We start from the raw sequence: 16,104 nt of genomic DNA on the forward strand, positions 1-16,104 counted from the left end.
ACTTTTTATTTTCGTCTGTACAGTTGAATGTATATCTAAAATAACCTAATTAAACTTTCCTCTTTTCCCCAATAAAAAAACCGGTTCATAGACCGGTTTATAAATCAAGTGGATTAACCTTTTTTAATAAATAGACAAACGGAGTATCTGAAATACTTAAAATAACTTTAAATAAGTAGGTAACGATAAAAATTTCAATCGAATCCCCCACTGTCCATAAACCAAAGGCCACTACAATTGCCGTAAATAATAATGTATCGATAAATTGACTGATTAACGTACTCCCATTATTACGTAACCATAACCATTTATCTTCTGGAAACTTTGCCTTAATAATATGAAAAATAAACACATCCACATTTTGTGAAACAATAAATGAACTCAGCCCTGCAATTGTGAATACGGGTAATGCTAAAGAAAATAATCCCTCCATATGCGGTTGAGCCCAATCAGAAGCATCCGGAGCAAACCATAGAGAAAACTGGGTCACCACTAAAAAAGATAATTGCATAAAAAAGCCGATAAATACGGCCGTCATCGCTGCCTTTTTTCCATACTTTTCACTCAGTAAATCGGTCGCTAAAAAGATTCCACTAAACATTGTATTACCTAGTGTTGCCGTAATTCCAAAAATGGTAATTGTCTTCGCGACTTGAATATTAGCCGCAATTACACTCATTGCAATGTATGCGTACAATCCCTTCCGCCCAAAGAGTTTATAGCTTAAAACCACTAAGCTAAAATTTACGATAATAAACATTAGAGCAATTAATTCATTTGTCATACTAATCTCCCTTACCTTATAAATTATAACAACAAAAAAACTCCTAAACAAACAGGAGCAGATATAAGATCACAGCAAAATAAACGTACATCAACCTGTAACGTTTACTAGATTAGACCTCCTATTTTTGATAACGCTGGATTCTGCCAACAGCATGAGGATTTTATTCTTGTTATGTTTCATATTATAACACGAAAAATATTAAAACTGTAGTATCCTCTTCATCCTCGACTCTAATTTTTACTTTTTTAGGGTCATTTGCTAATATATTTCCGTTATTGGGTACCCTATTATTAATAATATACTTAAAGCATTAGAAAGAAGGTTATTATGAGGGATCAAACATTTTCAAATTTAAATGGACATTATATTAACTTCCAACAATTAACCCAAAAATTAAAAGAAATTGCCCATGAAAAGGGCATGACACAAAGTGAATTAGCCGAAGGGATTACCCCCCGAGAACATTTAAATAAAATACTCAATGGAAAGCGAAATCCGAGTTTAATTCTCCTTTATCAATTATGTAACAAATTAAACGTTGATATTCGCTTACTAATTGAACAGGGCTATTACGTTAATTACGAACAAACATCTAACTATATCCATCGTATGAAACAATGTATTACGCAAGGAAATTTTGATAGGTTAGAAGAGCTGGTTAATTTTTGTTCAACGATCGATGATTTTAAAAATGGGATTGCCAAACAATTTCTCACTTATCAAAAGGGAATCATCCAATTAAAAAAGTACCATAACCCTTCCCAGGCGCTCGAATATATAGAAGAGTCTCTATCCACAGCATTTCAAAAAGGATACGAGGGAAGTAGTTCATCCCATTTTCTAACGTTAGAAGAAAAAAATATAAACATTGATAAAGCCATTTGCCTTTTCCAATTAGGGGATACGGAACAAGCTATTAATATTTTAGTATCAATTATAAACAACAGGCTTGCCATCTATGAAAATACCGAAACCTATCATTTATTACGAGCACACTTCTATCTCGCAAAGTTTTATTTAGAAACTCAGCAAATTAATTTTTGCCTCGAGGTAGCTAAAAAAGGAATTGATTTGGCGCATTGCAAGTTTGTTTATATCTATGTAGGTGATTTACACGCTCTTACTTCCCTAGCCTTTCATGCACTACAAAATGATAAGGAAGCCAATTTTCACTATAATAAAGCACAAGACTTCTATCGTCTTCTCGGAAGTTCACAACCTTTTAAATCCCCTAAAAGGGATTTTATATCCCCCATCAAAAAAGATCCGTCTCCAAAATAATTATGGTGATTCACCCCATTCTCCTCCTCCTTCAATCGAAGAGAAGAAAAAGTATACTAAAATAAAGACCTCCCACTATAAACGGAATCAATATAAACTCGAAAATCAAGCACCAATTCACACCCGTGATAGAATTAACTCTATACTTCACCTTGCTTATTTTTACAATACCTATAAAAAATTGTTTAGTAAGAACACTTTAAACTGTACCCTACTAAACAATCAATGGAAAATTATTATATTACGTTTAAATGTCGCTACCTTATAGATAGAGACTTTTCTAAAAAGAATACGAAAAATTCATTTCTAGCCCACTTTTAAAATCATGCCCCCTCTGATGCAGAAGACACTCTATCTCTAGTATAATTATCTGAAGAAACAACATGTAACTTTCTAATTGAAGAGAAGAAAACAATTCCTGTAATAATAGAAGCCAATCCATCAGCAACCGGACCTGATAACCAAACCCCCATCAATCCAAAGTTACCAATATGAGGCAAAATAAGCAAGCAAGGAATTAATAAAATAACTTGGCGTAATAAACTTAAAAACATAGAAATTCTTGCCTGACCAATGGATTGAAAATAATTAGAGCTAATAACTTGGAACCCAAGAACAGGAAACATAAATAAAAATATCTTTGTACCCTCAATGGCCATTCCTAACAACTCTTGATCATTACTAAAGATTCTAATCAACATCTGAGGAGCAAACTGGATTAATAACCAGCCAAACGTCACAATAACCGTTGCAATGATGACAGGAATTTTAACTGCATCTTTAACACGATTATACTTTTTAGCTCCATAATTATACCCAATAATCGGTTGTGATCCCTGATTTAAACCGAATAATGGCATCATAAAAATCATAGATATACTATTTACAATAGTCATAGCCCCAATCGCTAAATCACCACCGTACTGCTTTAAAGCATTATTTGCTAATATTAAAACAATACTTTGAGCAATTTGCATAGAAAAAGGGCTCATTCCAATTGAAAAAATACTCATTACAGTAGACCATTCTAATTTCATACTTTCACGTGAAATCTTAATAGTACTTTTTCCCTTAGTAAAATAATAAAGAATCCACATGGTGGAAGCAATTTGAGAAATAATAGTGGCTAAAGCGGCCCCACGCACCCCCATTCCAAGTCCAAAAATAAAAATAGGATCTAATAAAATATTAGTTCCAGCCCCTATTAACATCGAAAACATAGCCAGTTTAGGATTGCCATCACTACGAATTGAATGATTTAATCCAAAGCTAAGCATATTAAAAATAGTACCTATAAAAATAATTTGCATGTATTGAGCAGCATATTCCTCAGTTTCAGTACTTGCCCCAAACATTTTAAGAATCGGGGACATAAAAAATAATCCTAAAACAGTAATGAAAATACTGATCAGTAGAATTAATGTGAAGGCATTTCCCAAATGTTTTTCGGCTTCTAGGCGTTTATGTTCTCCTAACTTTAAAGAAATACGCGCACTTGCTCCAAGACCTACAAGCATCCCAAAAGCTAATATGATTGTCATAATAGGCATCGTAATTCCGACACCGGTTAAAGCCAATCCTCCGACATTCGGTATATTTCCAATAAACATTCGATCAACAATATTATATAAGACGTTCACCATCATCCCTATAATGGCAGGAACCGAGAATTGGAAAAGCAACTTAGTTACTTTCTCTTCCCCTAGCATTTGTTGTTTATTCACTTAATAATTCCTCCTCTACTATAAAATTATGCATATTAAAAGCACCTGATCGTATTTAACGAATCAAGATAATTCTACTACCAATACCTATACTATCATTAATAATTTTCAGATACAATATCTCTTAAAAAAAGGTGTGAGACATTGCTCACACCTTTCCGACATTACTACTAAATCTATTATTCCACAGTAACTGATTTTGCTAAATTACGTGGTTTATCAATATCAAAATCACGTTGTAATGCTGCATAATAAGAAATTAATTGCGTTGGAACAACCGTTACTAATGGCGTTAATAATGGATGCACATCATCGATGACAATTTGGTCTGTTTCAGAGCTTAATGAACGTAAGGAAATAATAACTGTATTTGCCCCACGCGCTTTAACCTCCTTAACATTTGAACGCGTATTTAAATTAACTGCCTCTTGAGAGATAATTGCAATGACTGGTGTTCCCTTTTCAATTAAAGCAATAGTTCCGTGTTTTAATTCTCCAGCCGCAAACCCTTCCGTTTGGATATATGAAATCTCTTTTAATTTTAAAGCTGCTTCTAATGCGACATAATAATCCACATGTCGCCCAATATAGAAACAATTTCGTTGTGTTAAATATTCTTTCGCGATTTCTTCATATTGTTCCTTGTGATCTGTAATACTTTCCATCACATTAGCTACAATCGCTAATTCACGAGATAAATCTAAATCTGACTTTCCAGCCACTTTAGCAGCTAAAACCGCCTGGACTGCTACCTGGGCTGTGTAAGCCTTTGTTGAAGCAACTGCGATTTCAGGCCCTGCATGCAATAATAATGTATGATCAGCCTCACGTGATAACGTTGATCCCGGTACATTTGTAATAGTTAGAGATGGATATCCTAATTGTTTAATCTTAACTAATACGGCACGACTATCTGCAGTTTCACCTGATTGAGAAATAAAGATAAATAATGGATTCTTACTTATAACAGGTGTATTATAAACAAACTCAGATGAAATATGCACCTCTGTTGGGATACCAGCTAACTGTTCAAATAATTGTTTTCCAACAAAACCAGCATGCATACTTGTCCCTGCAGCAATAATATATAAACGATCAGCAGATTGTACCGCATCTACAATCTTTTGATCCATTTTAATTTGACCATCTTCAAAGTATTGCTCTACAATTCGTCGGATAACATAAGGTTGTTCATCAATTTCTTTTAACATGTAATGAGGGTATGTCCCCTTTTCAATATCTGAAGCATCTAATTCAGCAGTAAATGGTGAACGTTTAACAGGAACTCCTAACAGATTATAGATAGTAACTCCCTCACGAGTTAATTTAATAAATTCCTCATCTTCAATTTCAACAAATTGATTCGTACATTGAAGCATTGCCATGGCATCAGATCCAATCATGTTAAATCCTTCACCTAATCCAATTAACATTGGAGACTTATTTTTAGCTGCATATAAAACATCTGGATTCTCTGCATCAATGACTCCTAATGCATAAGAACCATGTAATAGGCTCATAACGTGACGAATTGCTAATTCTACATCCTCTTTCTCTAAAACAAAGTGTTCAATTAGAGCGGCAATCACTTCAGTATCTGTATCAGAAATAAATTTATAGTTTGGTAAAAATTCTTGACGTAATTCTAGTTCATTTTCAATAACCCCATTATGGACAATCGTAAAACGTCCTGTACTTGATTGATGAGGATGTGAATTACGTTGATTAGGGGCACCGTGAGTTGCCCAACGTGTATGCCCAATTCCTACAGTAGATAAAACAGTTTCATCTACAACCGTACGTAAATGTGCAATACGGCCTTTATCTTTAAAAATATGTACACCATTCTCATTCACAACTGCGATTCCCGCAGAGTCATACCCTCGGTATTCTAACTTCTCTAAACCATTTAACAGAATATCTTTAACATCCTGTGTACCAATATATCCTACAATTCCACACATATTTATAACAACTCCTTCTTTTTTTAATAGATACAAAAATAGAGTCGCTTTCTTAATTACCTTTTCTTCAATTTTGTCGTAAGGGTTACCCCTTAGTTTTGTTTGAAGACCACGACTGAGGTATACAGCCGGAAGGCATCCGCCGAATAATCGATTAACCTTCACCTCGTCAGCTAATGAAATATATTCAAGAGCTCTGGCGCTTTATGAATAGACAAAACTTATCTACCCCAAATCCTCCTTCCCCATAGAAAGCAACATCTCAATTATATCATATGCGACAAAAAAAAGTATGTTATTTTAGTCCCAAACAAAATAATTCTTTTCAGAAAAAAGCCGTCTCTAATTGAAGGCACGTAGATTTATTTAGAGATATAAAAAATTACCCATCCTACAATTAGAATTTTTACAGGAATGTAGCATTTAACAACGTCTTAAACATGTAAAAAGGGAGACACAAGTCTCCCTTTTTATCCTTATTTCAATTCACGTTCTACAACATTTAAGATTCGCTCTACATATGACTCACATAACTCCTGGGTTTTAGCTTCAACCATTACCCTAACTAACGGTTCTGTTCCAGAAGGACGAACTAACACTCGTCCCTCACCAGACATTTCGGCCTCAACTTCAGCTATTACCTTTAAGATGGCTTCATTTGTCATCATCGCATTTTTATCCTCAACACGAAGATTTTTTAATAATTGCGGATACTTTGGCATTGCCTTAGCTAAATCTGCTAAACTCTTTTCCTTTTCTGCAACAATTTTAGCAAGTTGAACAGCACTTAACATTCCATCTCCCGTTGTTCCATAGTCTAGAAAAATTAAATGTCCTGATTGTTCACCACCAAAGTTATAATCGTTCTTTAACATTTCCTCTAAAACATAGCGGTCACCCACTTTGGTCTGAACACTATGTAGCCCATTCTCTTCAATAGCATGATAGAATCCCAAATTACTCATTACTGTTGAGACGACAGTACCTTTTTTCAATAACCCATTCTCATTTAAATACTGACCGACAATAAACATAATATGATCTCCATCAATGATAGCTCCCGTATGATCAACTGCAATTAATCGATCACAATCGCCATCAAACGCAAAACCTAAGTCTGCCTCGTGCTTAACAACTTCTTTTGCTAACGCCTCTGGATGTGTTGATCCACAATTATGATTAATGTTAATTCCATCCGGATTTGAAGAAACCGTTACAATATCTGCATCTAAATCTGCAAATAATTGGGGTGCTAATGCAGAGCTAGCGCCATTCGCACAGTCTAATACAATTTTTAATCCTGTTAATTTTTGACCTACAGTCCCTTTAATAAAGTTAACATATTTTTGAGATCCCATTTGAAAATCTTCAATACGCCCAATCTCACCAGCTATAGGTCGAGGTAATTCATCAGCTAAATCAATTAAATTCTCAATTTCTTCTTCCTCTGAATCACTTAATTTATAACCACTATGACTAAAAATTTTAATTCCATTATCCTGTACCGGATTATGAGACGCAGAAATCATTATCCCCGCATCTACATCTAAACTCTTTGTTAAATAGGCAACCCCAGGAGTAGTAATAACCCCTAGCGTAAGAACATCTGCACCAGATGAAACTAATCCGGCAATTAATGCACTTTCTAATAACTCACCTGAAATTCGTGTATCACGGCCAATTAATACCTTTGGGCGAGTATTCTTAGACTTTAAATGGTTCCCTAAAATTCTTCCTAATTTCAATGTAAACTCTGGAGTTAATTCAGTATTAGCAATTCCTCTAATTCCATCTGTACCAAAATATTTTCCCATTTATCATAACCTCACTTTTATTCTGTAATAATAATATTTATCTTTGCCCTACTTGGATCAATGATTACGTTATCAACTGTCTCTATTGTAACCGGAATTTGATATTCACCTGGCGTATATCCGTTTAAATCAATAAAAACCTTAATATCTTCATTAGAGAGCAAATCTAAACGTGTTTTAGCTCCGCTTAATGTTAAATCAACCATAGCATCATCTAGAGATTTGGCCTTTACTTTATAGCGAGAGTCCAAATTTTTAAATTCAATCGGAACATCCTCTAGAATCTTCTTCTTTGTTTCTTCAAATTTCACTTTCACCTTTACAGTATCAGTATCCATTTTATGTACATTTTCTGGTTTTTCGAGCTTTACTATAATCTCATTATTCTCATCTAACTGATATAAATCAACCTGAGCTATCAGTTCAGTATACACATCGATTACATCAGATTCACCATACAATTTAACTTTTGATGGTTCTATACTAATGGATTCTATGCTATAACCCTCTGGAGGATTTCCTGTAATAACCTCCTTAATAGGAATAACCTTACTTGGAGTGGTCACTTGTGTTGAAACCATTACCCTTTCTGGCCTAATCTCAACATCAAGCTTATTACCAAGTCTATCGTAAGCATAAACCGGAGCCTCGTAATCAGAAAGTTTAGAAAGATCCGAAACATCCACTATAGCCTTAACACTAGCTATTTGATCTACAACAATTTGAGGACCCTTTATTTTCACGGTATCGACAGCCACTTGAGGATCACCTAATACATACATCTCATCAATTTGATCTAAATTTACAAAGTCTGCCCTTATCGGCTTATCCGTTTCTATTAAGGACATGATAGTAACAACAATCGTACTAGGATCTAACTTAACGTCCAGGTCATTGCTGAGTTTACTATATTCTAAATTAACCTTATGGGTTCCTGGAGGTAGATTCCTTAAATCGGCATAAACCTCAAAGTTAGATTTTGCTTTAGCAATATCAACTTTTCCTCGATCACCAATTAGTGTAACATCTACAGTAGCAGGTAATCCATCAACTACCATTCTGTCTTGGTCATAATACTGACTCAGTGGATAATTATTAATATCCGCAGAGTACCGCTCCTTAGCATTGGGAACATACCTTATATTTATAGCAAATACGATCGCTACTACTAACGCTAGTAACTTAATTAATCTTTCATTACGAAGTAAGCTTTCGTATATATGGTCCAATTTTTGAAACCTTAACACACTTAATAACATTCCCGGATTAGTCAAAACTCTTCCCAATGTTTTGGAAAAGTCTATAACTTTATGTATAAATTTTTCTGTCCCGTATGCTTGATTAGTTTCCTCATGTTCGCGCTGTTCCTGCATATTCTCTTTTTTCATAAAACACCACCTTTATAGATTACAATCGCTGGATTAACTAACCTAAATACTTCTCTAAATCGGCCTTAAATGTATCTATACGATCGTAAACCTTTAGCTCCCCCTTGTACGCAATCGAGTATCTTCCAGTTTCTTCAGATACAACCAAGGTTAAACTATCAGAAATTTCACTAATTCCGATAGCTGCCCGATGCCTTGTTCCAAATGCCTTATTAATATCCTCTCTTCTCGTCGAGGGAAGATAGGCACCAGCACAATAAAGTTTTCCATCTCTAATCATAACGGCACCATCATGAAGTGGGGTGGTGGGTACAAAGATAGTCGTCAACAACTCCTGAGAGATTTCACCATCAATGATTGTAGACGGTGTTATAAATTCATCTAATTTTACGCCTCTCTCAATAACAATTAATGCCCCAATACGTCGCTTTGCTAGAAACTCTACTGAATTGGCTAGTATACTATGTATATCATTTACGGCAAGGCTATTCTTTTCCCGATTCATCGTGCTATTACGTCCAATTTGCTCTAAACCACTACGAATTTCTGGTTGAAAAATAATAATGACAGCAAGTAATCCCCAATCAATAATATTACCGATTAATACACTTAGAGTATATAAATCAAATATTTGACTAATAATATCAATCAAATATATGAGCATAACTCCCTTAAGGATTTGAACAGCACGAACATTTGATTTAATCAATTTTAATATGTAGTATATAATCAACCATACGAAATAGACATCTAAACATACTAATAACAGTTCAAAAAATGTAAAGTTTTCTACCGTATTAATCAAATCAGAGCCTCCTTTTTTCTACTAGTTTTATTATAACACAATTCAATCAAATATAAATAAACCTCTAGTCTTTTATAGATAATATTCCAGTATATGCTTATAAAACGATATTTTATCTACCATCTGTTCTACTAAGCAATACTCTAATGTATTAGAATAATCATTCTAAATTTACTAAAAATATATTTTTTATTAATTATCCGTTGGCGAAGAAAATATTTAAAACTACTATATGAATGCTAACATAAATGTGGTTCTTCCTGACTTTTGGTGATAAAACGCTTTACCTGATATAATGAAAAGACATCGTAGAGAGGTATATCATCATGAATCTTAATGTCTTTTTCCCTGAAAATCTTATGATTCAATCCATTGAAAATAATGAGCATATAATCTTGATTTGTTTAAAATCTGAATCAAAATTTAACCACTGTCCCTTATGTGGGATGAAAAGTCACCAGGTACACAGTACGTATCTTAGAAAACCATTAGATGCGTCTATCCTTAATAAACCTGTTCAATTAAGGATACAAGCTAAAAAGTTTTTTTGTTTAAATCCTAACTGTAAACGTCAAATTTTTACTGAAAGATTTACTGGCTTTTTAAATGCCTATCGGCGTTTAACCATTCGTCTTGAAGAGGTTTTTCTTCAATTATCATTATCGATGAGTGCGGAAGCTTTATCACGCTTTCTTTTTAAACTTGGATATAAACGAAGTGGAGATGCACTATTAGATTTATTACGACGTATCGATTCTACTGAAAAAGATATAAAAAATCAGTCATTAACCCATATTGGGGTTGATGACTTTTCTTTTCGTCGAGGGTCGACTTTGGAACGGTTATTTGTGATTTAGAAACGCATCGTCCGGTTGAAATTCTGGCCTCTCGTTCGACTCAAGCGTTTAAAGAATGGTTGGAAAAACATCCCTCAGTTGAATTAGTGACACGTGATCGTGCAACAACTTATACTAAAGCCATTCATTTAACGAATCCTAACATTATTCAGGTTGCCGACAAGTGGCACTTTCTTAAAAACCTATTAACGGTTGTTAAAGAAACCATTAGTTCTCGTTTTCCTAAAGGATGGTTTATCATGCCTGAATCTTCAATCACTAAAAAAACAGATCCAGCGACAGATATAACGATTACTAACGTGAACTCAATATCCAGTCATGAATCATTATCTGAAAAGGAACAAGCAAAATGGGCACTCATTTTGGAGATTCAAAAGGTCTACCAACAAGTAGGCTCTATTCGTCAAACAGCCAGACAACTTAAGTTAAGTCGGACAACCGTAGCGAAGTATATTCAGTTATCTGAACCTCCCAAGCAAATACGAAAGCCCCGTGTTAATCAATTTGTCCCCTATTTAAATCAAATCACACAATGGTGTCAGGAAGGAAAAACTGCTCGTTGGATTCATGAACAACTCATCCACCAAGGGTTTAAAGGAGGAGCTTCTTCAACTCGTCGAAAAGTTCAAGAAATTAAAGCAAATCTCCCCGTAAAAACAAGTGAGAAGGCAACAGAAAAAATATCAAAAAAATCTAGTAAATTATTGAAAGCAACGAAGTTTCAACTCACCTCATTCATTTGGCGAAAACCAACGTCTTTAACTCAACCAGAATTAAATTTATTAAATGAACTCTTTCAAGCTCATGCAGACTTAAGTGAACTATATACAGCCATCCAAGTATTTAGAGATTTGGTCACGATGGGGCAAGTATTCAAATTATCTCAATGGCTAGAACGTTACGCTACTCATGAGATTAAATTACTGCGTGAGTTTTGTCTTCGAATGAAACGTGATGAGCAATCGATCAGTAACGCATTAGTTTATCCATACACTAATGCGATTTGTGAAGGGAATGTCAACCGAATTAAAATGATTAAACGCCAAATGTATGGACGAGCAAGTTTTGAACTTCTACGTATTAAAGTGCTCTATTCCTAGAAAGGGCTTTTCACCAAAATAGCGGAAGAACCACTTTTTTATTGACATTTATACTACTAGATCCTATTCTTTTGATTGAATAAAATAATTGAGTTAATTTTATTATTTATAAGATACATTTTCATATATTTTAAATAAATATTATATTAACTACCATTAAATGGATACAAATGCTTATCTCACCAAATGTATAACACATTTTCTATACTATATATCCTGATTATTAGAATTCAACGATATAGTAAAATATGTCTAAGATTAAATTTAAAATCCTAGCGATATAAGCACTAGGATTTTAAATTTAATTTTTTCATACTAACAATTCAAATTCATCTTCAGGATTATAGCATAAAAAAAACCATAGAAGATAAAGTCCTCTATGGTTCTAAAAATTATACTAACTCGATAACTACCATTTCAGCTGCATCCCCACGACGAGGTCCAACTTTTAAAATACGAGTGTATCCACCGTTACGCTCAGCATAGCGAGGTGCGATATCAGAGAATAATTTTTGTACAGCTGTTGCTCCAGTTTCATCGTTTGCAACTTCAGCGCGTACATATGCAGCTGCTTGACGACGAGCATGTAAGTCTCCGCGTTTACCTAAAGTAATTAATTTTTCAACTACTGAACGTAATTCCTTTGCACGAGCTTCAGTTGTAACAATGCGTTCGTTAATGATTAAATCTGTTGATAAATCACGTAACATTGCTTTACGTTGATGACTAAGACGTCCTAATTTTCTATAAGCCACTTAAAATTCCTCCTTCCATATGAAAATGGAATTATAACATTATTTATTTAGTGCAACCTAGGCTTAATCCTAATTCGTCAAGTTTGTCCTTAACTTCTTTTAATGATTTTTTACCTAAATTACGAACCTTCATCATATCTTCTTCAGAATGACGAGCTAACTCTTCAACCGTATTGATTCCAGCACGACGTAAACAGTTATATGATCTAACTGATAAATCTAACTCTTCGATTGGCATTTCTAATACTTTATTTTTTTCTTCATCTTCTCGTTCAACAATAAATGCTGCAAGTTGTCCAGCTTCATTTAAATTAACTAAAATGCTGAAGTGTTCAACTAAAATTTTAGATGCCAAAGAAATTGCTTCTTGAGGATTCACGCTACCGTTAGTCCATACCTCTAAAGTTAATTTATCATATGATGCATCTTGTCCTACACGTGTTTTTTCTACATCGTATGAAACGCGTGTTACTGGAGTATAAATAGAATCAATTGCAATTTCACCAGTGCTTTCTAAAAGTTTTTTATTATCATCCGCACCTACATAACCATTTCCACGACGAGCTTTCATAGTCATTCTTAAACGACCAGTAGCTGATAATGTAGCAATATGTAAATCTGGATTAATAATTTCTACTTCTTCGTCACACTCAATGTCAGCGGCAGTTACTGCGCCTTCTCTTGCAACATCAATACGAAGTTCTTTAACTTCCTCTGAATCAATAGATAAAATTAAATTTTTTAAATTTAAAATAATTTGCGTTACATCTTCAACAACACCATCAATAGAGGTAAATTCGTGTTGAACTCCTTCTATAGAAATAGATGTTACCGCAGCTCCAGGAAGTGATGATAGTAATACTCGACGTAAGGAATTCCCTAACGTAGTACCATATCCACGTTTTAGAGGCTCAATAACAAATTTCCCATAGAATTCATCTTTGATGTATTCTTCAATTTCAATTCTTGGTTTTTCGATTTCTAACATCGATTTCCCTCCTCAGGATCGCTTAATAGTAGGGTACTACTTTCAAATAACTTCCTGATTAACCACGTGGGTGTTTTGGTGGACGGCATCCGTTATGAGGAACCGGAGTAACGTCTTTAATAGCTGTTACATCTAATCCTGCAGCTTGTAAAGCACGGATAGCTGCTTCACGACCAGGACCAGGACCTTTAACAGATACGTCTACACTTTTCATTCCATGATCCATTGCAGCTTTTGCAGCAGCTTCTGATGCCATTTGAGCAGCGAATGGAGTTGATTTACGAGATCCTTTAAATCCTAATGCACCTGCACTTGACCATGAGATTGCATTACCATGAGGATCAGTAATCGTAACAATTGTATTATTGAAAGTCGAGTGGATATGTGCTACACCTGTAGCAATATTCTTTTTAACACGACGTTTACGACTAACTTGTTTACGTGCCATATGATGACCCTCCTAACTATTTTTTCTTATTAGCAACTGTTTTACGTGGACCTTTACGAGTACGGGCATTATTTTTAGTATTTTGTCCGCGTACTGGTAAACTTCTACGATGGCGGATACCACGGAATGAAGCAATTTCCATTAAACGTTTAATATTTAATGAAACTTCACGACGTAAGTCTCCTTCTACTTTTAATTTATCTACTTCAACACGGATACGGTTTAACTCGTCTTCAGTTAAATCGCGTACACGTGTATCTTCTGATACACCAGCAGCAGCTAAGATTTGTTGAGCTGTTGGTTTACCAATTCCATAGATATATGTTAATGAAATTACAACGCGTTTATCGCGAGGAATATCTACACCAGCAATACGTGCCATACATTGCACCTCCTAAAGCTTATCCTTGTTTTTGTTTATGTTTTGGATTTTCACAAATTACCATTACTTTTCCTTTACGGCGAATAACTTTACATTTATCGCAGATAGGTTTAACAGATGGTCTTACTTTCATGAATTAAAACCTCCTCATTTTTCAGTATATCGGAGTCTATTTGTGACGATATGTAATGCGCCCACGTGTTAAGTCATAAGGAGATAATTCTACTGTTACTTTATCACCTGGTAAAATACGAATGAAATTCATACGGATTTTACCAGAAACGTGAGCAATTAATTGATGACCATTTTCTAATTCTACTTTAAACATAGCGTTTGGCAAATTATCGATAACGGTAGCTTCTACTTCAATAACGTCTTGCTTAGCCATTGATTATGCCTCCTTACCTTTATAACTTAGTTAATATTTCATATCCATTCTCTGTAACGACAATGGTATGTTCAAAATGAGCACAGAGTGACTTATCACGAGTGACTACAGTCCAATTATCAGGTAGAGTACGAACATATCTCTCCCCGTAGTTAACCATAGGCTCTATTGCTAAAGTCATGCCCTTTTTTAATCTTGGTCCTCGTCCAGGAGGTCCATAGTGTGGAATCGAAGGATCTTCATGTAGATCTTGGCCGACACCATGTCCAGCATACTCGCGAACAATCGAGAAATTATTTGATTCCACATATTCTTGTATAGCATGTGAAATATCAGATAAACGATTCCCCGCTTTAGCATATTCTAGACCGACAAATAATGATTTTTTTGTTACATCAAGTAAGCGTTGAGCCTCAGTTGAAATATTTCCTACAGGATAAGTCCATGCTGAGTCTCCATGATAACCATGATACTTGGCACCAATATCAATAGAGATAATATCTCCGTCCTTTAATATACGGTTTCCAGGAATACCATGAACCAATTCATCATTTACTGATGCACAAATACTTGCAGGGAACCCATGATAACCTTTAAAAGAAGGTATTGCGCCATGACTACGAATTACATCCTCAACAATTTTATCTAATTGTTTAGTTGTTACACCAGGTTTAATATGCTTTTGAACCTCTTGATGAGCTAAAGCTACAATACGCCCGGCTTCTCGCATAATATCAATTTCGCGTGGAGTTTTACAAATAATCATTACTTATTGCCTCCAAGCACCTCACAGATTTCTTCAAATACAAGATCAATTGATTGTTGACCATTAATATTAACAAGATTTCCTGCTAAAGAGTAATAATCTAATAAAGGCTTAGTTTGACTAACATAAACATTTAAGCGATTACCAACCGTTTCTTCATTATCATCTTTACGTTGATATAATTCTCCACCACATTTATCGCAGACATCTGCATTTTTAGGTGGATTGAAGATCATGTGATATGTTGCCCCACATGAACGACAAATACGACGTCCTGTTAAGCGCTCTTTAAGAATGTCCAAATCAACATCAATATTAATTACATAATCAATCTTCGAATCAAGAGAAGTCAGTATTTCATCTAAGGCTTTTGCCTGATCTACTGTTCTCGGAAAACCATCTAATAGGAATCCCGACTTGCAATCTGATTCAGACAAACGATCCTTTACAATACCAATTGTAACATGGTCAGGTACTAATGCACCTTGATCCATGTAACGCTTAGCTTCCATACCTAATTCAGTTTGGTCTTTTATCGCCTTCCTAAACATATCACCAGTTGAAATATGTGGAATTTGATAATTTTCAACAATTTTTTCTGCCTGAGTACCTTTTCCAGCACCCGGAGGCCCCATAAATACGATTTTCATCATATCA

The 16,104-nt window shown here is 34.7% G+C and carries 17 protein-coding genes; 3 read left to right on the top strand and 14 right to left on the bottom strand.

What is annotated here, in order from left to right; genetic code table 11:
- Window positions 1–97: 97 nt before the first annotated feature.
- The gene (locus tag AC6I0I_RS10630) at window positions 98–784 is read right to left on the bottom strand and encodes a queuosine precursor transporter (protein WP_262951022.1); all 687 of its coding nucleotides are present in this window, start codon (window positions 782–784) and stop codon (window positions 98–100) included.
- Between the two features lie 330 nt (window positions 785–1,114).
- Between AC6I0I_RS10630 and AC6I0I_RS10635 the strand changes: the two genes are divergently transcribed.
- Window positions 1,115–2,068, top strand: a complete 954-nt coding sequence (locus AC6I0I_RS10635) for a helix-turn-helix domain-containing protein (RefSeq protein ID WP_161832857.1) — start codon at window positions 1,115–1,117, stop codon at window positions 2,066–2,068.
- Window positions 2,069–2,391: 323 nt separating this feature from the next.
- Here the strand turns inward: AC6I0I_RS10635 and AC6I0I_RS10640 are convergent, their stop codons facing one another.
- The 5 genes from AC6I0I_RS10640 to cdaA all read right to left on the bottom strand — a co-directional run bounded on the left by AC6I0I_RS10640 (window position 2,392) and on the right by cdaA (window position 9,763).
- Window positions 2,392–3,792, bottom strand: a complete 1,401-nt coding sequence (locus AC6I0I_RS10640; protein WP_161832858.1) for an MATE family efflux transporter — start codon at window positions 3,790–3,792, stop codon at window positions 2,392–2,394.
- A gap of 179 nt (window positions 3,793–3,971) precedes the next feature.
- Window positions 3,972–5,756 (bottom strand): glutamine--fructose-6-phosphate transaminase (isomerizing), encoded by a 1,785-nt coding sequence (gene glmS, locus AC6I0I_RS10645; RefSeq protein ID WP_161832859.1) that lies wholly within the window; start codon window positions 5,754–5,756, stop codon window positions 3,972–3,974.
- Window positions 5,757–6,232: 476 nt separating this feature from the next.
- On the bottom strand, window positions 6,233–7,570 hold the full coding sequence (gene glmM, locus AC6I0I_RS10650) for a phosphoglucosamine mutase (RefSeq protein WP_161832860.1): 1,338 nt from the start codon (window positions 7,568–7,570) through the stop codon (window positions 6,233–6,235).
- A 17-nt stretch (window positions 7,571–7,587) separates the two neighbouring features.
- Complete coding sequence (locus AC6I0I_RS10655) at window positions 7,588–8,958, bottom strand: CdaR family protein (protein ID WP_161832861.1); 1,371 nt, start codon at window positions 8,956–8,958, stop codon at window positions 7,588–7,590.
- Between the two features lie 37 nt (window positions 8,959–8,995).
- Window positions 8,996–9,763, bottom strand: a complete 768-nt coding sequence (cdaA, locus tag AC6I0I_RS10660; RefSeq protein WP_262953555.1) for a diadenylate cyclase CdaA — start codon at window positions 9,761–9,763, stop codon at window positions 8,996–8,998.
- Between the two features lie 326 nt (window positions 9,764–10,089).
- Here cdaA and AC6I0I_RS10665 point away from each other — a divergent pair, with 326 nt between their 5' ends.
- Both AC6I0I_RS10665 and AC6I0I_RS10670 read left to right on the top strand, forming a co-directional pair.
- On the top strand, window positions 10,090–10,620 hold the full coding sequence (locus AC6I0I_RS10665) for a transposase family protein (RefSeq protein ID WP_262953948.1): 531 nt from the start codon (window positions 10,090–10,092) through the stop codon (window positions 10,618–10,620).
- Between the two features lie 23 nt (window positions 10,621–10,643).
- Window positions 10,644–11,720: a transposase gene (locus AC6I0I_RS10670; RefSeq protein WP_262953949.1), complete on the top strand. Its 1,077-nt coding sequence runs from the start codon at window positions 10,644–10,646 to the stop codon at window positions 11,718–11,720.
- A 392-nt stretch (window positions 11,721–12,112) separates the two neighbouring features.
- Here AC6I0I_RS10670 and rplQ read toward each other — a convergent pair whose 3' ends face one another.
- Genes rplQ through AC6I0I_RS10710 form a run of 8 tightly spaced genes read right to left on the bottom strand, consistent with a single transcriptional unit; the run spans window position 12,113 to window position 16,097 of the window.
- A complete protein-coding gene (gene rplQ, locus AC6I0I_RS10675) occupies window positions 12,113–12,475 on the bottom strand; it encodes a 50S ribosomal protein L17 (protein ID WP_161831738.1) in 363 nt (120 codons plus the stop codon).
- Between the two features lie 43 nt (window positions 12,476–12,518).
- Window positions 12,519–13,463 carry a DNA-directed RNA polymerase subunit alpha gene (locus tag AC6I0I_RS10680; RefSeq protein ID WP_161831739.1) on the bottom strand — a complete coding sequence of 315 codons (945 nt, stop codon included), beginning with the start codon at window positions 13,461–13,463 and terminating at the stop codon, window positions 12,519–12,521.
- Between the two features lie 58 nt (window positions 13,464–13,521).
- On the bottom strand, window positions 13,522–13,911 hold the full coding sequence (gene rpsK, locus AC6I0I_RS10685; protein WP_055242986.1) for a 30S ribosomal protein S11: 390 nt from the start codon (window positions 13,909–13,911) through the stop codon (window positions 13,522–13,524).
- Between the two features lie 16 nt (window positions 13,912–13,927).
- Window positions 13,928–14,293 (bottom strand): 30S ribosomal protein S13, encoded by a 366-nt coding sequence (gene rpsM / locus AC6I0I_RS10690; RefSeq protein WP_161831740.1) that lies wholly within the window; start codon window positions 14,291–14,293, stop codon window positions 13,928–13,930.
- 19 nt (window positions 14,294–14,312) lie between these two features.
- Window positions 14,313–14,426, bottom strand: a complete 114-nt coding sequence (rpmJ, locus tag AC6I0I_RS10695) for a 50S ribosomal protein L36 (protein WP_006784454.1) — start codon at window positions 14,424–14,426, stop codon at window positions 14,313–14,315.
- A 36-nt stretch (window positions 14,427–14,462) separates the two neighbouring features.
- The gene (infA, locus tag AC6I0I_RS10700; RefSeq protein ID WP_006784453.1) at window positions 14,463–14,681 is read right to left on the bottom strand and encodes a translation initiation factor IF-1; all 219 of its coding nucleotides are present in this window, start codon (window positions 14,679–14,681) and stop codon (window positions 14,463–14,465) included.
- A gap of 19 nt (window positions 14,682–14,700) precedes the next feature.
- Complete coding sequence (gene map, locus AC6I0I_RS10705) at window positions 14,701–15,447, bottom strand: type I methionyl aminopeptidase (RefSeq protein WP_161831741.1); 747 nt, start codon at window positions 15,445–15,447, stop codon at window positions 14,701–14,703.
- The gene (locus AC6I0I_RS10710; RefSeq protein ID WP_262953626.1) at window positions 15,447–16,097 is read right to left on the bottom strand and encodes an adenylate kinase; all 651 of its coding nucleotides are present in this window, start codon (window positions 16,095–16,097) and stop codon (window positions 15,447–15,449) included. Before AC6I0I_RS10710 ends, map begins: the two co-directional genes overlap by 1 nt.
- Window positions 16,098–16,104 lie beyond the last annotated feature (7 nt).

It is taken from the genome of Turicibacter sp. St.80E1 (assembly GCF_059728495.1).